Below are 19639 nucleotides of genomic sequence, written 5' to 3'. Positions count from 1 at the left end.
GACTCGGGCGAGTCGGTCCGGCCTGCCTGGGCCGCGGCCACGGCGGAGCCGGTGCCTGCGGCCGGCTCACCGGCCGTGGTCCGGCCCGCCACCGCGGAACCCGAAGCCGGGCCGGAGCCCTCGGCCGACCCTGCGGCCGCGTCGGCGCGGCCGGCCGGCGCGGCCGCACCGGCGTCGTCGGCGGAGGCCACCGGGACGGCGTCGTCAGCGCCCCCGGCCGGGCCCGTCCCGGGCATGGCGGCGGGGAGTCCCGGCAGGGCGGTCGCAGTGCCGGAGGCCGTGGCGGCGGCCGCGGCCGTGACGCGGAGGGCCGTCAGGAGGGGGGCGACGGCCGGTTCGTGGCGCAGGGGGGCGTCCGTGCCGTCCGTCTCCGCCGGGACCCCCGCCGAGATCAGCGCGCGCCGCATCGCCGGGAGCGTGCGGCCGCCCGCGCGGACCAGGACGGCCATGTCCCGCCACGGCACGCCGTCCTCCAGGTGGGCCCGCCGCAGGATGTCGGCGATGTTGTCGAGCTCCGCCCCGGCCGTCGGGTACGTGTACACCTCCGCGCGGCCGCCCTCCCGCACCGGCTCCAGCGCCCGGTGCGCCCGTACCGCCGCCGCCGGCAGCCTCGGTACCGGCATGCGGGCCGTGAGCAGCCGGGTCGCGGCCAGCAGGACCGACCCGGAGCGGCGGCCCACCGTCAGGGCCCGTACCGCCGCCCCCGGGAAGGAGCTCTCGAAGTCGAGGATGTTGTTGATGTCCGCGCCCCGGAACGCGTAGATCGACTGGTCCGGGTCGCCGAAGGCCACCAGCGTCCCGCCCGGCCCGTTCAGCGCGCGCAGCAGCCGCAGCTGCGAGGCGTCCGTGTCCTGGTACTCGTCCACGTAGATCACGTCGTACGCGGCGGCCGGGGCCGGCTCGCGCTCCGCGAGGAGCACCGCCCGGTGGAGCAGCTCCGCGTAGTCCAGCGTGCCCTGCATGTCCAGGACGTCCAGGTACTCCGAGAGGAAGGCGGCGGCCGCCTGCCAGTCCGGCCGACCGGTCCGCCGGGCGAAGTCCGACAGGGCGTCCGGGCCCAGCCCCAGCTCGCGCGCGCGGGCCAGCACCGCGCGGACCTCGTCGGCGAACCCCCGGGTGGTCAGTGCGGCGCGCAGGTCGTCCGGCCAGCGGATGGAGCGGATCCGGCGCTGCCCCTCCAGCAGGGTGCGGACCATCACGTCCTGCTCCGGGCCGGACAGCAGCCGCAGCGGGTCCGCGAAGAGGTCGGTGTCCTGGTGGGCGCGGACCAGGCCGTAGCAGAAGGAGTGGAAGGTGGTGGCCTGCGGGGCGCGGGCGCCGCCCAGCCGCAGGGCGGCCCGGTCGCGCAGTTCGACGGCCGCCTTGCGGCTGAAGGTCAGGATCAGGATGCGGGCCGGGTCGGTCCCCGCCTCGACCCGGGCGGCCGCCGCCTCGATCAGCGTGGTGGTCTTGCCGGTGCCAGGCCCGGCCAGCACCAGCAGCGGTCCGCCGGTGTGCTCAACCACCGCGCGTTGCGCTGCGTCCAGGACAGGGGTAGCCACCCGTTCCGGCCCGGTGCGCACCAGGCGGTACGCGTCGGAAGTACGCGTACGCCGCTCTGAGCGGTCGGAGGGGGAGGTGATCACGTGGGGTGCCGGTCCTGGTGGGTCTGCGGGTGGTACGGGTGCGGCGGGCGCGCGGGGCGGTGCCCCACGGGCCTCGGCCGGCGTCCCGGGCGGGACGGCCGAAGAGGCAACGCTACGCCACCGGCACCGGCCGCCGCAGTCGTCCCGGACGCCCCGGGGCGGTACGGACGTCGCCCCGCTGACCCCTCGTCTCGTCCCCCGTACGCGCCTTCGACCTCCCGCCGGGGCCCCGAATGGCCGAAGCTGTCAGATGTGACCCTCGTCGCCTCGATCACGTCCGTCCCGGCCGTCCCAGCGCGCCCGCCGCATCGCCAGCCGGGGGCCGCCCACGGCCGTCTCGCGCAGCGGCGTGCCCTCGGCGCGGTAGTGCTCCAGGGCCCGGTGCTCACTGCCGGGCAGCGGCCGGCCGTCCGCGCGCACCACGCGCCACCAGGGCACGGCGCCGCCGTACAGGGCCATGACGCGCCCGACTTGGCGTGGTCCGCCCACGCCGAGCCACTCCGCGACGTCCCCGTACGTCATCACCCGGCCGGGCGGAATCCGCTCGGCCACCTCCAGCACCCGCTCCGCGTACTCGGGCAGTTCTGCGCTCATCCGCACCATGGTGCCGCACCGCACCGACAGCTCCGCGGAAGGTTTCCCTCCGCACCGGCACGCACCCTGCTGCCCCGCGCGGACGCCGGTCCGTGCCACCATCTTCCGGGCGGTGACTGGTGATACGTGATCAAGAAGAGACGGAAGTGACGGCGAAGGAGCAGGGTGTGAGCCCTCCGGACGGCGCGACGTCGGACGACGGCGCACGCCCAGACACGCCCCGCGACGACCGCCGGGGCCCGGGCCGGCAGCACGGCCCGCGGTCCGACGGGGACGACGGCCACGAGCGCAGCCCCAACGGCAGCGGCGACGGCGGCGGCCACGACGTGGACGGCGGCGACCGCGGTCACGACGACACCGGCGGCGCCGACGACGGCCTCGACAGCCCCGAGCGCCCGCACGGCCACACGCCGACGGACGCCGACCGCGTCGAGATCGACGAGCCGCTCCTCGCCGCCCGCGTCCACCGGCCCTCCGACCTCGTCCGGCTCCTCGTCGGCGTCCTCGGCATCGCCGTCGTCCTCGGCATCTCCGCCTTCGCCCACGGCACCACCGCCGGCCTCGAACAGGACATCTCCAACGGCACCGGCCAGGCACCCGACGTACTGATCAAGGTCGCCGGCCTGGTGTCGAGCATCGCCGTGCTGCTCGTGCCGGTCGCCTTCGCCATCGAACGGCTGATCAAACGCGACGGGCTGCGCATCGCCGACGGCGTCCTCGCCGCGGTCCTCGCGCACGGCGTCACCCTCGCCACCGACCTCTGGGTCTCCCAGGCCGCCCCGGCGACGATCCAGGACGCCCTCACCCGCGCCACCGGCGTCGGCGGCGCCCTCACCGACCCGGTGCACGGCTACCTCGCGCCCGTCATCGCGTACATGACCGCGGTCGGGATGACCCGCCGCCCGCGCTGGCGGGTCGCCCTGTGGGTGGTCCTGCTGCTCGACGCCTTCGCGATGCTGGTCAGCGGCTACACGACACCCTTCTCGATCATCCTGACCGTGCTGATCGGCTGGAGCGTGGCGTACGGAACCCTGTACGCGGTCGGCTCCCCGAACGTCCGCCCGACCGGGCAGCACCTGCTCGCCGGGCTCCGCCGGGTCGGCTTCCAGCCGGTCAGCGCGATGCGTGCGGAAGCGCCGGACGCCGCGGATGCCTCCGAAGTGAGCGACCGGGGCCGCCGCTACCACGTGACGCTGGAGGACGGGCCGCCGCTCGACGTGACCGTCGTCGACCGGGAGCAGCAGGCGCAGGGCTTCTTCTACCGGGTCTGGCGCCGGCTCACCCTGCGCGGCATCACCACCCGGCGGAGCCTGCAGTCGCTGCGCCAGGCGCTGGAGCAGGAGGCCCTCCTCGCGTACGCCGCGATCGCGGCCGGGGCCAACGCGCCGAAGCTGATCGCCACCTCGGAACTCGGGCCGGACGCCGTGATGCTCGTCTACGAGCACCTGGGCGGCCGGACGCTGGACTCCCTCGCGGACGAGGAGATCACCGACGAACTGACCCGGAACGCCTGGGAGCAGGTACGGGCGCTGCAGTCGCGGCGGATCGCCCACCGGCGGCTCACCGGGGACGCCCTGGTGGTGGATCGTTCCGGCAATGTCATCCTCACCGACCTGAGGGGCGGCGAGATCGCGGCCGGGGACCTGGTCCTGCGGATGGACATCGCCCAGCTGCTGACCACGCTCGGCCTGCGGGTCGGTGCGGAGCGGTCGGTGGCGTCGGCGGTATCGGTGCTCGGCCCGGACGCGGTCGCGGACTGCCTGCCGCTGCTCCAGCCGATCGCGCTGAGCCGCTCCACCCGGGCGACGCTGCGCAAGCTGGCGCGGGAGCGGGCCGACCGGCAGCGGGAAGCGGTACTGGAGTCCTCGCGGGCCGCGAAGGCCGCGCGCGAGGCGGACTCCGCCACGAGCCCCGCCGCCGACCGCAAGGCGGAGAAGCGGGCGCTGGACGACGCGCTCGACGGGGCCCGCGAGGAGGACCTGCTGAGCCAGATCCGGCGGCAGGTACTGCTGATCCGCCCGCAGGCGCCGGTGGAGCCGGCCCGGCTGGAGCGGATCCGGCCGCGCACGCTGGTCTCGTTCATCGCGGGGGCGTTCGGGGCGTACTTCCTGCTCACGCAGCTGGCCCACGTGGACTTCGCGACCATCGTCGGGCAGGCGCAGTGGGGCTGGGTGGGGGCGGCGCTGGCCTTCTCGGCGCTGAGCTACTTCGCGGCGGCGATGAGCCTGCTGGGGTTCGTGCCGGAGCGCGTGTCGTTCCTGCGGACGGTCGTGGCGCAGGTGGCCGGATCGTTCGTGAAGCTCGTGGCCCCGGCGGCGGTCGGCGGCGTCGCGCTGAACACCCGGTTCCTCCAGCGGGCGGGGGTCCGGCCGGGGCTGGCGGTGGCGAGCGTGGGCGCTTCGCAGCTGTTCGGGCTGGCCAGCCACATCCTGCTGCTGCTGTCCTTCGGCTACCTGACGGGGACGGAGAAGACCCCGGAGATGACCCCGTCCAGGACGGTCATCGCGGGTCTGCTGACGGTGGCGGTACTGGTGCTGGTGGTGACGGCGGTCCCGTTGCTGCGGAAGTTCGTCGCCACGCGGGTACGGGCGCTGTTCGCCGGGGTCGTGCCGCGCATGCTGGACGTGCTGCAGCGGCCGCAGAAGCTGATGACCGGCATCGGCGGGATGCTGCTGCTGACGGCGTGCTTCGTGATGTGCCTGGACGCGTCGATCCGCGCGTTCGGCGGCGGCCAGGCCATCAGCTACGCGAGCATCGCGGTGGTCTTCCTGGCGGGCAACGCCCTGGGTTCGGCGGCGCCGACGCCGGGCGGTATCGGCGCGGTGGAGACCACGCTGACGCTGGGCCTGATCGCGGCGGGGCTGGAGAAGGAGGTCGCGATCTCGGCGGTGCTCCTGTTCCGCCTGATGACCTTCTGGCTGCCGGTCCTGCCGGGCTGGCTGTCGTTCAACTTCCTGACCCGCAAGGAAGCCATCTAGTGCGGTGGCCGGGAAGGTCTGCCGGGTTGCGGTTCCCCCGGCTGCCGCTGGGAGGTGCCCCCAGGTGCGGTGCACCGCAAGGCGGAGGGCCGCGGCTCGTACTGGACGTACATGCGTGGTCCGGCAACGCTGGGGGCACCTCCCGGCGGTAGCCGGGGGCCGAGGTGCCGTGCCGGGCGCCGCGACCCGGTGGACCGGTCACGGCACCAGGGGGTGTCCGGCGGATCATGGCCGGGCCCGGCCCGCGCCGGTTCCGGGTCCGGTCGGACGTGCCGGGCGGCCCCGTCGGTACCAGGTCGTCCACCGCGGGCGCCGAAGTGCGTCGCCGCTCAACACGAGTGGGGCCCCGGCCGACGAGGCGGGCACACTGGCCGCCACGCCTTGCCGGGCGCGCCGCGGCGGCCCGGGTTGTCGTCCCCACGGGCACGGCCGGCTCACCGGAACACGGCCGACGGGCCCTGACGGCGGCCCACCATCAGCCGCGGGCCCAGGCGGGCAACGCGTCTGGGCCACGGTCGGCCGACCGGTCGCCATCACGGAAGCTCGTCGGCGCTCCGACGGGAGCCCACTGGGACGGACCGAGCCACCCCCGGCCGGCCCGGCCGGAACCAGGGCCCCGCCGACACCGGCCCGTCCAGGTGCGCGTCGGCGGACAGCGCACGCCGACTGCCCTTGGCAGGACCGGGCGTGCGGGCGGCCGACACCCCCGAGCGGCAGCCCCCGCCCACATCGACCCGGTGCATGTCGGCGGAGGGCCGCCCAGCCCGGGGATCCGGTGGACCGAGGCGGCGGTCACTCGGGACAGGCGGAGCAGGGCCTCCGGGCGGCACGCCCCTCGGCACCGGTCCGGGTCATTGCGCCGGGCGGCGTTCCGAGAGGAGTTCCGCCACGCGGGACAGGGCCGGGGACATCGTGCCCGGGAGGGTGAGGAAGCGGGACGGGTCGCCGACCGGGGCCGCGGCCGGCGTGGTGTCGACGAAGTCCGGCTCCGGGAAGTCCGCCGCGCGTTCCGCCGCCTCCAGCGCCAGCAGGTGCACGGAGAAGTCGTGGGCCAGCGCGACGACCCGGGGGTCGTCCGGCGGGAACTGCGGGTCGGAGAGCACCTCTATCTCCAGCTCCAGCCGCCGCTGCTCCGCCCGCAGCCGCGGGTGCAGGCCTGGGATCCGGGACCCGCCCGCCACCGCGGTCTGCTCCGCCGTCCGGGCCACCCCGGCAGCCGACAGCCCCAGATCGCCCCCGCAGGTCCGCAGCCGCCGTACGGCCGACAGCAGCGCCCGCGCCCGCTCCCGGTGCCGCTCCAGGGCCGCCTCCAGCTCCGCCAGGAGGTCCTCCCGCCCGGCCTTCCCCGCCATGGCCGACCGGACGTCGGCCTGGGGCATCCCCAGTTCGGTCATCCCCCGCACCCACAGGATGCGGACGACGTCCTCGTACCCGTACCGGCGCCGGTCGCCCGGCCCCCGCTCGGGCTCCGGCAGCAGGCCGATCCGGTGCAAGTGCCGGATGGCGTTCGGCGTCGTACCGGTCAGGGCGGCGGCTTCGCCGATCCCGACCCACTGCGCGTGTTCCATGGCTCCAGGTGACCACGTACGGCCGCCGTCCGCACACCCCCGAACGGCTCATCACCCGCGCGCCGCGGCCCGCCCGCCCACAGGATGGGGGCATGCCGACAAACGCACTGCGGGTCACCGCCGCCGCAGCCGTCGCCGCCGCGCTGCTCACCGCCAGCGCCTGTTCTTCCGGCGACGGCCAGGAGAAGGACACGAAGACCTCAGGCGGCAACGCCCCCAAGGCCCTGAAATGGGAGGCGTGCGAGGCCCCCACCAACGCCCAGGGCGGCGGGCAGGCCCCCGGCAAGGACTGGCAGTGCGCCACGCTGGACGTGCCCCTCGATTACGCGAAGCCCGAAGGAGAAACGATTCCTCTGGCTCTGATCCGCGCCAAGGCGCGTGACAAGGACAAGCGGATCGGCTCCCTCGTCTTCAACTTCGGCGGCCCCGGCGGCTCCGGCATCACCACCCTCCCGGGCGCCGCCAAGGAGTACGAGGCCCTGCGCTCCCGCTACGACCTGGTCAGCTTCGACCCGCGCGGCGTCGGCCGCAGCGCGCCCGTCCTCTGCGAGAACGACCGGCAGCTGGACGCGTACTACGCCTCGGACTCCACTCCGGCGACCCCGGAACAGGAGAAGGCGTTCGCCGACAACACCAAGAAGTACCAGCAGGCCTGCGTGCAGAACTCCGGCAAGGTCCTGCCCCACGTCGGCACCGAGAACGCCGCCCGCGACCTGGACCGGATCCGCCAGGCGCTCGGCGACGAGAAGCTGCACTACTTCGGCATCTCCTACGGGACCGAACTCGGCGGGGTCTACGCCCACCTCTTCCCGAAGAACGTCGGCCGGGCCGTCCTCGACGCCGTCGTGGACCCGACCCAGACCTCCGAGGAGGGGGCGCTGGGCCAGGCGAAGGGCTTCCAGCTGGCGCTCGACAACTTCGCCCAGGACTGCGTGGACCGGGGCGACGCCTGCCGGCTCCAGGGCAGCACCGCCAAGGAGGTCGAGGAGAACGTCACCCGGCTGCAGAAGGAGCTGGCGGTCAGGCCGATCCCCGGGCTCGGCGGGCGGCAGCTCACCGACTCCGCCGCCACCAACGGCATCGCGCAGGCGCTCTACTCCAAGGAGCTGTGGCCGCTGTTGGAGCAGGGGCTGGACGAGGCCCAGGGCGGCCAGGGGCAGTTGCTGATGGCCCTGTCGGACGCCCTCAACGGCCGGGACCAGCAAGGCCGCTACAGCAACATCGGGGCGGCGAACACGGCGGTCAACTGCGCCGACTCCAAGGAGCGCTTCACGCTGGAGCAGGCCAAGTCGAAGCTGCCGCAGTTCCGATCGGCGTCGCCCGTCTTCGGCGACTTCCTCGGCTGGGCGCTGACGAGCTGCACGGGCTGGCCGGTCGCGGGCGCCTGGGAGACCCCGGACGTCTCGGCCCGCGGGTCCGCCCCGATCCTGGTGATCGGCAACACCGGCGACCCGGCGACCCCGTACGAGGGCGCGCGCAAGATGGTGGAGCGGCTCGGCCCCGGCGTCGGCGTGGAGCTGACGTACAAGGGCCAGGGGCACGGCGCGTACAACAGCGGCGACCCGTGCGTCCAGCAGGTGACGAACGCCTACCTGCTGGACGGCAAGGTGCCGCCCGCGGGCAAGGTCTGTACGCCGAGCCAGAGCCCGTCGCCCCAGCCCTCGCTGCCCGAGCATCCCGACGAGGGCGCCTGAGCCGCGGCGGCACACGCGCGGAAGGGCCGCACCGCGTGCGCGGTACGGCCCCCGGGGCGCTGGGATCAGCGGGCGATCAGTAGACCGGCTTCTCGGGCTCGATCTGGTGGACCCAGCCGATGACTCCGCCGCCGACGTGCACCGCGTCGGCGAAGCCCGCGGACTTCAGGACGGCGAGGACTTCCGCACTGCGGACACCCGTCTTGCAATGCAAGACGATCCGCTTGTCCTGCGGCAGGTCCTGGAGGGCGGTGCCCATCAGGAACTCGCCCTTGGGGATCAGCTTCGCGCCGGGGATCGAGACGATCTCGTACTCGTTCTTCTCACGGACGTCGATGATCTCGATCGGCTCGTCGCCGTCGATCCACTCCTTGAGCTGCTTGGGAGTGATCGTGGAACCGGCCGCCGCCTCCTGGGCCTCCTCCGACACGACGCCGCAGAAGGCCTCGTAGTCGATGAGCTCGGTGACGGTCGGGTTCGGGCCGCAGACGGCGCAGTCGGGGTCCTTGCGGACCTTGACCTGGCGGTACTGCATCTCCAGGGCGTCGTAGATCATCAGACGGCCGACCAGCGGCTCGCCGACGCCCGTCAGGACCTTGATCGCCTCGGTGACCTGGATCGAGCCGATGGACGCGCAGAGCACGCCCAGTACGCCGCCCTCGGCGCAGCTCGGGACCATGCCCGGCGGCGGGGGCTCCGGGTAGAGGCAGCGGTAGCAGGGCCCGTGCTCGGACCAGAACACCGATGCCTGGCCGTCGAAGCGGTAGATGGACCCCCACACGTACGGCTTGTTCAGCAGCACGCAGGCGTCGTTGACCAGGTAGCGCGTGGCGAAGTTGTCCGTGCCGTCGACGATGAGGTCGTACTGGCTGAAGATCTCCATCACGTTCTCGGCTTCGAGCCGCTCTTCGTGCAGGACCACGTTGACGTACGGGTTGATGCCCAGCACGCTGTCCCGGGCCGACTCGGCCTTCGACCGGCCGATGTCCGCCTGGCTGTGGATGATCTGGCGCTGCAGGTTCGACTCGTCGACCTCGTCGAACTCGACGATGCCCAGCGTGCCGACACCGGCCGCCGCCAGGTACATGAGGGCGGGCGAGCCGAGGCCGCCCGCGCCCACGGCCAGCACCTTGGCGTTCTTCAGGCGCTTCTGGCCGTCCATCCCGACATCCGGGATGATCAGGTGGCGGGAGTACCGACGGACCTCGTCAACGGTGAGCTCAGCAGCTGGCTCTACCAGGGGTGGCAGCGACACGGGGACTCCGTAGATGGGTATGTCTGAACGGTGGTTCTCCCCGTAACACTGCCACGCCCTTCTTCATTCCGAGACACCCGTTCCGATACGCGAGACGATTTCGTCCCAGTACCCGGGCATCGACGCCCAGGGGTCGCGGTCCGCCGCCCCGCGCCGGTCGGTGAACCAGATCGTCCCGGCGCCCTGCCAGCGGGCGATCCGCAGCGCCTCGTCCAGGTGGGTGCGCGGCACCCCGTGCACCAGGTGGCAGAACAGCTCCGGCGGGTACCCGGCCGTCCACTCCGCGACCAGCGACCAGCGGTAATCGGCCCAGGCGCCGGAGAAGGTGACCAGCTGGTCGGCGGTCTCCACGTAGCCCTCGTAGGGGTGGGTGCCGTGGCCCAGCACGATGCGCGGGCCGTCGCCGAGGCCGCGCAGCGCGTCCACGACGCGGCGCACCGCGGGCAGGTCCGCCCGGTCCGCGGGAGTGTCGGCCAGGTAGAAGCCGTCGACCCCGTACCAGTCCCGGAACCGGTGGGCGTCGGAGAGCAGCTCCCCGAACGGCCGGGCGCCGTCCCGCACGGCGAGACGGCCGAGGAGACGGCGGCCCGTGCTGCCGCCCCCGGCGCCGCGCAGCCGCCCGGCCGCCTCCGCGCAGTGCGGGTCGGGCCGGCCGCCCGGGCCGTCCGCCACGTCGAGCACGGCCCAGTGCAGGGGGGTACCGGGCCGGGTCAGCTCGGCCCACTCCACCGGCGCGAGCAGCGGGTGCGCGTAGCCGGGCGTGCCCAGGCCCAGGCGGCCCGCCTCGGTCGCGGCGGCCGGGGGGGTCGGCGTCGTCAGATGCGACACGCCGCCTCCATCCAGATGTCGGCCAGGGACTCCTCCAGGTTGATCCGGGGCCGCCAGCCGAGCCGGTCGCGGGCGGTGCGGACGTCGGCCTGCTGCCAGCTGCCGCAGCCGTCCGGGTACGGGGCCTGGGGGGCGGCGGCGAGTTGGTCGGCCGTGGCCTCGGAGCGCGGGGCGCCGATGGCGGGCAGGCCCTGCGGCCGTCCCGGGTGCCCGTGCGCGAGCGGGTGCTGCGCGCCGCCGTGCGGTACGTCCAGTTCGTGCAGGGAGCCGCCGTATCCCGCGACCCGGGCCAGTACGGCCGCCGCGTCGCGCAGCCGGACCGCGCGGCCGGTACCGATGTTGACGACGCCCTGGGCGGCGGAGAGGGAGGCCGCGTGCACGGCCCGGGCGACGTCGCGCACGTCCACGAAGTCGCGCTGGACCCCGAGCCCGCTGAGCTTGAGTTCGCTGTCGCCGGACTGCATGGCCCGCCGCATCGCTTCGGCGAGCCGGCCCAGCGGCGATCCGGCGGGGGTGCCGGGGCCGACGGGCGAGAAGATCCGCAGCACGACCGCGTCCAGCCCGGAGCCGAGCACCAGCTCGGTTGCGGCCAGCTTGCTGACGCCGTACGGTCCGCCCGGTCTCGGGACGGCGTCCTCGGCCGTGGAGGACCCGGGCTGGCTGGGCCCGTACTCGGCGGCGCAGCCCAGCTGGACGAGCCGGGCGCCGCAGCCGCTGCGGCGCAGCGACTCGCAGATGGTGGCGACGGCGACGGTGTTGTGCCGGGTCAGTTCCCGGGCGCCGCCGCGGGTGGCGCCCGCGCAGTTGATGACGACCCCCGGGTGGACGGCGTCGAGGAACCGGGTGAGGGCCCCGGGGCTGCCGGTGGCGAGGTCGAAGCGGACGTCGGCGTCGTCGCCCCGGCCGAGCGCGGTGAGCTGTACGGCGGGGTCGGCGAGCAGCCGGTCGGCGACGTAGCGCCCGAGGTATCCGTTGGCTCCGATCAGCAGCACCCTCATCGCGCGGCCCCTCGGTCGATTGGCTGGCCGGTCATCCTGTTTCTCCTTGGGTCTGGGGTGGGGTGGTAGGGGTACGGCGCTCCGGCGAAGGTTTCCGAAGGCTCAGGGACGCGCGTGTGCGGAAGCACGGGACAGCGCGACGACGGCGTGTACGAGGAGTCCCGCGGCGGCGGCGAGCGGCGCCGCCGGGACCGGTACGAGGGCCACGGCCAGGGCGGCCGCGGCGGGCACCCGGTGTGCGCCGTGGGCGAGCAGCAGCCGGGTCGCGAGGAGCAGCACCGCGAGCGGCACGGCGGCCGCGAGGGGTGCTCCGGCGAGTACGGCCGCCCCCGCGGCGGCCGCGGTGAAGGCGGCGACGGTGCCGGCCAGCAGCGGCCGCATCCCGGCGGCGAAGTCCTCCAGCGCCCGGCTCCCGGCGAGCCCGCGCCGCGCGCGGGCCGCGAAGACGGTGGCGGCGACGTGCCCGGGGGCCACGGCCAGGGCGAGGGCGACACCGAGGGCGGGGCCGTGCCGGTGGACGGCCCCGCCGACGGCGGCCGCCGCGAGCAGGTGGAGCAGGCCGGGGAACCGCCCCCCGGCGGTCCGCCCGGGCCACACCAGCGCGGCGACGGTGACGGATACCGCGACGGCCCCGGCCCACGGCACCCGGGCGGCGGCCGCCCCGAGCGCCACGGCCCCGGGCAGCAGGGCGCAGCCGAAGCCGCGCAGGGCGGCGGGGGTGGCGGCGGGGGCCGGGCTCCGGACCGCCCGGGTCTCGCCGCGCGGGGTGCGGGCGTACAGCTCCTCGGCGAGGGAGAAGACGTCCCGGTGCCGGAAGCGCGCGGCGGTGCGGTCGGTGATGCCGCGCGCTTCGAGCCCGGCGGCGATCTCCAGCGGGTCGACGGCGTTCTCGCACAGCTCGCGGTGGCGGTGCAGCAGGGCCTTGACGGGGTCCCCGGCGGCCCGCCGGCGCGGGGCGGCGGCGGGGTCGGGGCGCAGCCCGGTGTCGTCGAGGGTCATGCCGCGGCCTCCGCGGCCGGTGCGGAACCAGCCAGGGGCCCGGGACCGGGCGGCGCGGCAACCGGGGCTGGCGGACCCTCCCCCGGGGCGGGATCCGGCGCCGTCGCCCAGGTCGGGGTGGTCCAGTGCCCCCGTACCCGCGCCTCGGGCGGCTGCGCGAACGGGACGCCCCCTTCGGGCCGGGCCGGTCCCTGGGCGAGCAGGAGCAGGTAGATGTCGCGGAACGCGGTCACGTTCTGCTCGACGGTGAACAGTTCCAGGGCCCGGGCCCGGGCGGCGGCCCCGAGCCGCTGGGCCCGCTCGGGGTCGCGGAGCAGCGTCAGGCAGGCTTCGGCCAGGGCCTTCGGGTTGCGCGGCGGTACGACCAGGCCGGTCCCGCCGATGACCTCGCAGACCGCGCCGACGTCCGTGGAGACGGTGGCCCGGCCGCAGAACATGGCTTCGGCGAGGGTGAGGGGGAAGCCCTCGATCACCGAGGACAGCAGCACCACCCGCCCCGCCCCGTAGGCGTCGGCCGGGTGGGGCGCCTCGGGCCCGCCGATCCCCTCGAAGGTGACCGGGTTCTCCCCCATCGTGACCGCGTCGGCGGCCTCGTCAGGGAAGAGCTGCGCCGCCAGGGAGCGGCAGTCGGCGAGGTATCCGGGCGCCGCGGCGGTGGCGAAGATCCGCAGCCGCGTCTGCGGTGCGGCCCGGCGCACCTCGGCGAAGGCGTGCAGCAGGGCGACGAGGTCCTTGGCCGGCTCTATCCGGCCGACCCACACGAGCGTGTCCGGGTCGCCGCAGCCGGGATCCTCACCGACGGTGGCGAATCGGTCCGCCTCCATCCCCGGGTAGACGGTGCGCACCCGCTCCCGCGCGGCTCCGCACCGCTCCTGCCAGCGGCGGGCGTGGGCGTTGCCGGGGGTCAGCAGGTCGGCCTGGGCGTAGATCTCGGCGGCCAGGCGGAGGTGGAAGGCCGCCAGCAGGGCGCGTACGGCGGGGCGTTCGTCGGTGGAGTGCTCCAGGTAGTGCGCCCGCAGCCGCACTCCGTACTCGGTGACCAGCAGCGGCACCCCGAAGAAGCGTTTGGCCAGCAGCCCGGGGATGGCCGCGGTCCCGCCGGCGGTGGCGTGGCAGACGTCGGTCGCGCCGAGTTCCCCGTACCAGTCGAGGGACAAGGGCCGCAGGGCGCGCTCCAGTTCGTCCACGAACTCCAGTACGTCCGGTACCCGGGCCGCCTGTAAGGCGCGGCCGGCGCCCGGTGCGCGGCAGCCCGCCTCGACCGTCCGCACGGCGGTCTCCGAACGCAGGGCCGCGTACAGCCCGCCGTGTTCGCGGGCGAGTTCGGCGAGTCCGTACAGTCCCGCGGCGAAGGGGACCGGCTCGCCGGCGCAGATGCCCCGGACCAGGTCCGCGAGGCAGTCGGCGAACCGGCGGCGCTCACGCCGGGAGTGGCTGCGCCCGTCGTCGTCGGGGGCCCACAGCGAGGCGGTCCGCACCCGGGTGACGTTGCCGGGCAGCGGCACGCGGCCGCAGCGTTCCTGTTCGGCGCTGCGGCTCAGCGCGTAGAGCTCGAACGCGTGCTGCGGCAGCCCGCGCACGAGCCGGTCGCACCACAGCCCGGCCTCTCCTGTCGCATACGGATAACCACCTTCCGTGAGCAGTCCGATCCGCACGAGTGGCACCCCCGATCTCCCGTTACAGGCGGTCTCCGTCGGTCCGTCGACCCGCCGCGGGAGAACTCAAGCCGATATGCCGAAGGCGCGACGGACGGTTGTCCGTCGCGCCACCGGAAGGGGTGAAGAGTCGTAACTTTCCGGTACGGGTCGCGTTCGAGCGCGCTAAAAAGGGCCCGGAGGGCGCCCGCACCCGTCCCGGCCGGGATCAGGGCCCGGGGTACACCCACGGGTTGGGCTTGCAGGCGATGTCGTCGATGTCGAGGGACTTCGTCTGCTGCTGCATGATCGGGGCGAGCGCGCCCGGGGTCCGGCAGTTGACGTGCCCGTGTCCGAGCCGGTGGCCGACCTCGTGGTTGATGAGCATCTGGCGGTAGGCGAACATCTGGTCCGCGCCGTAGGTCGGGGAACCCTGGGCCCACCGGAACGCGTTGATCATCACGCGTTCGGTGGCCGCGGAATCGCAGGAGACGTTGTCGACGGTGGTGTCCAGCCCGGACTTGGCGCACCAGGCGGCGGTGGTCCCCGGGCTCGCGAGGGTGATCACGAAGTCGGCCTCGCCGCCCGGGACCCGCTCGAAGGTCATCTCCCCGCCGTGCGCCCAGCTGCGCGGGTCGTTGAGGGTGCGGTGCACGGCCTCCGCGAACAGCTGCGGGTCCATCCCCAGCCCCTGCTCGACGTCGACCCGGTAGCGCAGCAGCTTCCCCTTGCCCGGCGCCTTGGCGACGCCGGGGACGGTGTCGAAGAGGCCGGGGCCGGTGAGCTTCGCGTCGATCGGCAGCTGCTGCGCCATCTTCTGCTCGTACGCCGGCTCCGCCGGGGGCGCCTCGGGCGTCGCCCGGCCCACGGACCGGGACGCCGGCGACTGCCCGTCGCCCGGCCGGTCCTTCGCGCCGTCCGCGGCGGCCCGGGCGGGGGCGGCGTCGCCGTCGCCCTGGCCGGCCACCTGCCCGGCGACGATCACGGCGAGCACCGTGGTCACGGCCGCGGCGGCCATGCCGGTGTAGGTACGGATCTTCGTGCCGCGCCCGGAACCGGACTCCGGCCCGGCTTCGGGTCCGGGGGGCGCGGACGGCGGCTCGGACTCGGGCGCCGGACCGGGCTCGGGGGCGGGCTCCGGCGCTGCGTACGGCGCACGGGGCCCCGGGAAGCGGCGGTGCGTACCGGTGCCGGAGAGGGCCTCGGCGGGCGGCGCCGCGAAGCCGACGACGGGGACGCCGAACGCCGGGGTGTCGCCGTCGCGCCCGGGCGGCGGCGTCACGCGCGTCCGCGGCACCTCGCGCCAGTCCCCGTACACGGTGCCGGTACCCGTCGCCGGACCGGCGCCCCAGGCGCCGCCGGGCTCCCGCTGCTCGGGGTGCCCGGCCGGCCGCTCCGCGCGCGGCGGGTGGGTGCCGAACGCGTCGAACGGGGCGGGGGCCACGGGCGCCCGGCCGTGGTGGGACTCATGGCGCCGCTCGCCGGGCGCGGACTCCGCCGGCGGCGCCGGCCTGGACGGGGCGGAGTCCTTGCGACTATGTCGTCCCACGCGTTCAGCCTCTGTCGTCTTCGGTGTCTGCCGTCTGTTCGCTCTGCTCGCGCCGTTCCGAGTGCTCGCGCCGTTCCGACCGTTCCTCCGGAGCAGTGTGGCGCGCGCGTTCGGTGTCCCGCAGCAGTTCCCGGAACGCGGTGGCGACCACCTCCGGGTACTCCATCATCGCCACGTGGCCGGCCTCGGGCAGACTCAGCAGCCGCGAGCCCCGGAAGGCCGCGGCGGCCTTGCGCGCCTTGCGGTAGGAGACCAACTGGTCGCGCCCGCCGTAGATCAGCAGGGTGGGCGCGAGCACGCGCTGCGCCTGCCGCCACAGTCCGTGCTGGCCACCGAGGGTGTAGGCGTCGACGATCCCGCGCGAGGAGCGGGTCATGGCGTCCCAGAAGTACGGCAGGGCCAGCCGCCGCTCCATCTCCTCGACGGCGGCCTCGAACCCCTCCACCGTCACCCGTGAGGGGTCTCCGTAACAGAGGTCCGTCACCCCCCTGGTGCGCTGTTCGGCGGTCACGCCCCGGGTGAGGCGGTCGAACAGGGCGGCGACGCCGGGTACCGCCAGCAGGGCGGTGGGCACCGCCGACCGCTGCACGCGCAGCTCCGGCAGTGCGGGCGAGACCAGCGTCAGGGTCCGTACGAGGTCGGGCCGGACGGCGGCGACCCGGGTGGAGACGGCGCCGCCCAGCGAGTTCCCGAACAGGTGCACCGGCCCGCGTCCGGCGGCGTCCAGGTAGCGGATGACCACCCGGGCCAGACCCGTGACGGAGTAGTCCCGGTCGGCGGGCGGCGGTGACCAGCCGAATCCGGGCAGGTCGACGGCTTCGCAGTCCACGTCGCCGGCCAGCTGCTCCATGAGCGCCGACCAGTTCTGCGAGGAACCGCCGAGCCCGTGCACGAACAGCGCGGGCGGCAGCCCTTCCCGTGCCGGTGGCCGGAACCGTACGTTCAGCTCCAGGCCGGACAGCGGGGCCGTGCGCAGCCGCTCGCCTTCGGCCACCCGGGCGCCCCCCACCTGGGAGGTCACCTCGGTGGCGGCCTTTACACCCGGCAGCTCCGTCGAAGACATGGGGGCAATGTTACGAGACGATCACGCCCAGCCCCCTGTGTCGGCAGTCACAGGACCATCTGGCGGCCTAACCGCGATCCTCCTAGGCTCATAGGGAGACGAGTGAAGGCGAGGGGAGCGCGATGACGGTCGATCCTGCCGAACCGGACACGTTCCAGGAGGAGCTCCGGGAGTTTCCCGACCCGGAGACGCCCGAGGCGGACGCCGCGGAGCAGCACACCGAGGTGCAGCCGCACGACGATGACCAGCCCACCGGTGTGGACCGGGGCGAGGCCACCGACGGGGACGCCTTCGAGCAGGCCCGGGTGGTCCCGCTGGACGAGGACGACTACCGCTGACCAGCGTCTCCGGTCGGTGGGCGGTGGTCCGTACAGCGAGAAAACTCGGCCTGAACCCACCAGATCCGGTTACCGAAAAGTACGATGGCGGCGCGGCGCAGAGCGCAGTGTGTTCTTAGAGAAAGTGGGAGGCGGCGTGACAGCCATCGAGCAGACGGACGCAGCGCGTCCCCGGGGCACGCGACTGCCGCGCCGAGCCCGGCGCAACCAGCTCCTGGGCGCGGCCCAGGAGGTTTTCGTCGCGCAGGGGTACCACGCGGCGGCGATGGACGACATCGCCGAGCGGGCGGGGGTCAGCAAGCCGGTGCTCTACCAGCACTTCCCCGGCAAGCTGGACCTCTACCTCGCCCTGCTGGACCAGCACTGCGAGGCGCTGCTGCTGGCGGTGCGCACGGCGCTGGAGTCGACCACCGACAACAAGCTGCGCGTCGAGGCGACCATGGACGCCTACTTCGCGTACGTGGAGGACGAAGGCGGCGCGTTCCGGCTGGTCTTCGAGTCGGACCTGACGAACGAGCCGGCGGTGCGCGAGCGCGTCGACCGCGTCTCGCTCCAGTGCGCGGAGGCGATCTCCGACGTCATCGCGGAGGACACCGGCCTGTCGAAGGACGAGTCGATGCTGCTGGCGGTGGGGCTGGGCGGCGTCTCGCAGGTCGTGGCGCGGTACTGGCTGTCGAGCGAGAGCCCGGTCGCCCGGGACACCGCGGTGGGGCTGCTGACCTCGCTCGCCTGGCGCGGCATCGCCGGATTCCCGCTGCACGGCACCGAGGGCTGATACCCGGACGGCCCCTGTCGCGCGGGGGCGCTGTTCGCTGCGAGCGTGTCCGCCGCGAGCCGATCACGTCCCCTCTCCGGGCTAATGTGGACCGGGTACGGCGCGGCTGATCGCGCGAACCGGACCGTCGGAGGGACAAAGCCGTGGAGGTCAAGATCGGCGTGCAGCACGCACCCCGGGAGATCGTGCTGGAGAGCGACCTGAGCGCCGAGGAGCTGGAGCGCGTCGTCACGGCGGCGCTGTCCGGCACGGTGCCGCTGCTGAGCCTGACCGACGCCAAGGGCCGCAAGGTCCTGGTGCCGTCCGACCGCCTGTCGTACGTCGACCTGGGCGAGCCGAGCGGGCGCAAGGTGGGCTTCGGCGCGCTCTGAGGCGCGCGGACCGGGGCGCGGGTCGATCCGGCATCGGGTCCCGACACAACGAGAGAAACGGCCTGGCGGCAGTTCCGCCGGGCCGTTTCCCTTTCTTCCGCTTCGGGTAGGACCGCAACTGGTGCACCCCGGAAACGCCCGCTGACGTATCGGAAGGGATCTCATGCTGCTGATGGAAGCGCTTGGCTCCGGTCTGCTGGGACTGGCCCTCGCCGGTGCGGCCGTGCGCACGCTCGGGGAGCGGCTGCCCGCTTCCAGAATGGTGCTGGTCAGCGGGGTGGCGGGAGCGCTGTTCGGGGCGTACCTCACACACATGTCGCTGGGCCCGGGGCACAATTCGCTGGCCGCGACGCTGCTGGGCTCGGTGGGTGTGTCCGCTGTGGTGCTGTCGCTGCTGCTGCGGCCCGCCGGACGTTCCGGCCGCCACCGTGGGCGCCCTCCGTTTTCGCTCCCGACGCGGGGCTGACCGCCCCGAGACGCACCTGGCTCCGGGCGGGGGATCCCGCTCCGGGGCCGGGCGCGTTGTGGGGCGCTGCGCCTCAGGCGGCGAGGCCGAGGGCCGCCATCCGCTTGGTGTGGGCCTTGGTGATCCGGGTGAACATCTCGCCGACCGCCGCGAGGTCGAAGCCGGCCGCCATCCCGTCGACACCGCCGACCAGCATGGTCGACAGCGCGTCACGTTCGGCGACCACCCGCTGGGCCTGCGAGAGGGCCTCGCCCATCAGCCGGCGGGCCCACAGCGCGAGCCGGCCGCCGACGCGCGGGTCCGCCTCGATGGCGGCGCGCACCTTCTCGACGGCGAAGCCGCCGTGGCCCGTGTCGTCGAGCACCCCGACGACGAGGGCGCGGGTGTCGGTGTCGAGGTGGCTGGCGACCTCGCGGTAGAAGTCGCTCGCGATGGAGTCGCCGACGTAGGCCTTGACCAGGCCTTCGAGCCAGTCCGAGGGGGCGGTCTGGCGGTGGAAGTCGTCGACGCCCTTGGCGAAGGGCTCCATCGCGGCGGTGGGCTCGGCGTCGATCGCCGACAGCCGGTCGCGGAGCCGCTCGAAGTGGTGGAACTCGGCGGAGGCCATCTTGGCGAGTTCGGCCTTGTCGGAAAGCGTGGGCGCGAGTTTCGCGTCCTCGGCCAGGCGCTCGAACGCCGCGAGCTCTCCGTACGCGAGCGCGCCGAGCAGGTCCACCACGGCTGCCCGGTACTGCGGTGAGGCCGAGGCGGTCGCCCAGTCCTGGGCGGCGATTCCGGCCGCCTCCGCGGGGGTGCCGTCGTCGGCGGGCGATGCGTTTTCTACGGTCGACATGCTCCGCACAATAGCCCGCCGAAACCTGGCGCGGACCACCTGCTCAGTCCACCTAAACCCGACTACCAGGTG

The 19639-nt window shown here is 74.4% G+C and carries 17 protein-coding genes; 6 read left to right on the top strand and 11 right to left on the bottom strand.

The window, feature by feature from the left end; genetic code table 11:
• On the bottom strand, positions 1–1562 hold a 1562-nt coding region (locus tag ACWGH1_RS32715; protein ID WP_453409260.1), incomplete at its 3' end, for an ATP-dependent helicase.
• Between the two features lie 309 nt (positions 1563–1871).
• On the bottom strand, positions 1872–2321 hold the full coding sequence (locus tag ACWGH1_RS32710; RefSeq protein WP_453353422.1) for an MGMT family protein: 450 nt from the start codon (positions 2319–2321) through the stop codon (positions 1872–1874).
• Positions 2322–2338: 17 nt separating this feature from the next.
• Between ACWGH1_RS32710 and ACWGH1_RS32705 the strand changes: the two genes are divergently transcribed.
• On the top strand, positions 2339–5197 hold the full coding sequence (locus ACWGH1_RS32705; protein ID WP_453353421.1) for a lysylphosphatidylglycerol synthase transmembrane domain-containing protein: 2859 nt from the start codon (positions 2339–2341) through the stop codon (positions 5195–5197).
• Between the two features lie 851 nt (positions 5198–6048).
• On the opposite strand, the gene ACWGH1_RS32700 is transcribed toward ACWGH1_RS32705, so the two are convergent.
• Complete coding sequence (locus ACWGH1_RS32700; RefSeq protein ID WP_453353420.1) at positions 6049–6765, bottom strand: MerR family DNA-binding transcriptional regulator; 717 nt, start codon at positions 6763–6765, stop codon at positions 6049–6051.
• Between the two features lie 92 nt (positions 6766–6857).
• On the opposite strand from ACWGH1_RS32700, the gene ACWGH1_RS32695 reads away from it, so the two are divergent.
• Positions 6858–8459: an alpha/beta hydrolase gene (locus tag ACWGH1_RS32695; protein ID WP_453353419.1), complete on the top strand. Its 1602-nt coding sequence runs from the start codon at positions 6858–6860 to the stop codon at positions 8457–8459.
• A gap of 76 nt (positions 8460–8535) precedes the next feature.
• Here the strand turns inward: ACWGH1_RS32695 and moeZ are convergent, their stop codons facing one another.
• The 7 genes from moeZ to ACWGH1_RS32660 all read right to left on the bottom strand — a co-directional run bounded on the left by moeZ (position 8536) and on the right by ACWGH1_RS32660 (position 16785).
• A complete protein-coding gene (gene moeZ, locus ACWGH1_RS32690) occupies positions 8536–9714 on the bottom strand; it encodes an adenylyltransferase/sulfurtransferase MoeZ (RefSeq protein ID WP_453353418.1) in 1179 nt (392 codons plus the stop codon).
• 63 nt (positions 9715–9777) lie between these two features.
• Complete coding sequence (locus ACWGH1_RS32685; protein WP_453353417.1) at positions 9778–10542, bottom strand: spherulation-specific family 4 protein; 765 nt, start codon at positions 10540–10542, stop codon at positions 9778–9780.
• Positions 10530–11540 carry an NAD-dependent epimerase/dehydratase gene (locus ACWGH1_RS32680; protein WP_453353416.1) on the bottom strand — a complete coding sequence of 337 codons (1011 nt, stop codon included), beginning with the start codon at positions 11538–11540 and terminating at the stop codon, positions 10530–10532. Before ACWGH1_RS32680 ends, ACWGH1_RS32685 begins: the two co-directional genes overlap by 13 nt.
• Positions 11541–11642: 102 nt before the next feature.
• Positions 11643–12539, bottom strand: coding sequence for a hypothetical protein (locus tag ACWGH1_RS32675; protein WP_453409259.1), 897 nt, complete (start codon positions 12537–12539; stop codon positions 11643–11645).
• Positions 12536–14194 carry a DUF3492 domain-containing protein gene (locus tag ACWGH1_RS32670; protein ID WP_453357494.1) on the bottom strand — a complete coding sequence of 553 codons (1659 nt, stop codon included), beginning with the start codon at positions 14192–14194 and terminating at the stop codon, positions 12536–12538. Before ACWGH1_RS32670 ends, ACWGH1_RS32675 begins: the two co-directional genes overlap by 4 nt.
• 208 nt (positions 14195–14402) lie before the next feature.
• Entirely contained in the window at positions 14403–15722 is a 1320-nt protein-coding gene (locus tag ACWGH1_RS32665; RefSeq protein WP_453409258.1) for a DUF3152 domain-containing protein, read from the bottom strand.
• A 4-nt stretch (positions 15723–15726) separates the two neighbouring features.
• Positions 15727–16785, bottom strand: a complete 1059-nt coding sequence (locus ACWGH1_RS32660; protein WP_453355580.1) for an alpha/beta fold hydrolase — start codon at positions 16783–16785, stop codon at positions 15727–15729.
• Positions 16786–16907: 122 nt separating this feature from the next.
• On the opposite strand from ACWGH1_RS32660, the gene ACWGH1_RS32655 reads away from it, so the two are divergent.
• From ACWGH1_RS32655 to ACWGH1_RS32640, 4 genes are all read left to right on the top strand, one after another.
• Positions 16908–17123 (top strand): hypothetical protein, encoded by a 216-nt coding sequence (locus ACWGH1_RS32655; RefSeq protein WP_453355579.1) that lies wholly within the window; start codon positions 16908–16910, stop codon positions 17121–17123.
• 136 nt (positions 17124–17259) lie between these two features.
• Positions 17260–17898 (top strand): TetR/AcrR family transcriptional regulator, encoded by a 639-nt coding sequence (locus ACWGH1_RS32650; RefSeq protein ID WP_361128994.1) that lies wholly within the window; start codon positions 17260–17262, stop codon positions 17896–17898.
• A 143-nt stretch (positions 17899–18041) separates the two neighbouring features.
• Positions 18042–18269 carry a DUF3107 domain-containing protein gene (locus ACWGH1_RS32645; protein ID WP_453355578.1) on the top strand — a complete coding sequence of 76 codons (228 nt, stop codon included), beginning with the start codon at positions 18042–18044 and terminating at the stop codon, positions 18267–18269.
• 163 nt (positions 18270–18432) lie between these two features.
• Entirely contained in the window at positions 18433–18735 is a 303-nt protein-coding gene (locus tag ACWGH1_RS32640) for a hypothetical protein (RefSeq protein WP_453355577.1), read from the top strand.
• Between the two features lie 73 nt (positions 18736–18808).
• Here ACWGH1_RS32640 and ACWGH1_RS32635 read toward each other — a convergent pair whose 3' ends face one another.
• Positions 18809–19567: a ferritin-like fold-containing protein gene (locus ACWGH1_RS32635; protein ID WP_190183298.1), complete on the bottom strand. Its 759-nt coding sequence runs from the start codon at positions 19565–19567 to the stop codon at positions 18809–18811.
• Between the last annotated feature and the right edge of the window lie 72 nt (positions 19568–19639).

The sequence above is a fragment of the Streptomyces sp. NPDC054883 genome (genome assembly GCF_053610645.1).
The sequence above is the reverse complement of the archived record's forward strand: the minus strand, read 5'-3'. Positions and strand labels throughout refer to the sequence as shown.

What these genes read in the sequence shown, in the direction of transcription:
- ACWGH1_RS32695 (WP_453353419.1), top strand. Translation starts at nt 6,858, where the DNA reads ATGCCGACAAACGCACTGCGGGTCACCGCCGCCGCAGCCGTCGCCGCC.
- ACWGH1_RS32675 (WP_453409259.1), bottom strand. Translation starts at nt 12,539, where the DNA reads ATGACCCTCGACGACACCGGGCTGCGCCCCGACCCCGCCGCCGCCCCG.
- ACWGH1_RS32660 (WP_453355580.1), bottom strand. Translation starts at nt 16,785, where the DNA reads ATGTCTTCGACGGAGCTGCCGGGTGTAAAGGCCGCCACCGAGGTGACC.
- ACWGH1_RS32655 (WP_453355579.1), top strand. Translation starts at nt 16,908, where the DNA reads ATGACGGTCGATCCTGCCGAACCGGACACGTTCCAGGAGGAGCTCCGG.
- ACWGH1_RS32700 (WP_453353420.1), bottom strand. Translation starts at nt 6,765, where the DNA reads ATGGAACACGCGCAGTGGGTCGGGATCGGCGAAGCCGCCGCCCTGACC.
- ACWGH1_RS32640 (WP_453355577.1), top strand. Translation starts at nt 18,433, where the DNA reads ATGCTGCTGATGGAAGCGCTTGGCTCCGGTCTGCTGGGACTGGCCCTC.
- ACWGH1_RS32635 (WP_190183298.1), bottom strand. Translation starts at nt 19,567, where the DNA reads ATGTCGACCGTAGAAAACGCATCGCCCGCCGACGACGGCACCCCCGCG.
- ACWGH1_RS32710 (WP_453353422.1), bottom strand. Translation starts at nt 2,321, where the DNA reads ATGGTGGCACGGACCGGCGTCCGCGCGGGGCAGCAGGGTGCGTGCCGG.
- ACWGH1_RS32680 (WP_453353416.1), bottom strand. Translation starts at nt 11,540, where the DNA reads ATGAGGGTGCTGCTGATCGGAGCCAACGGATACCTCGGGCGCTACGTC.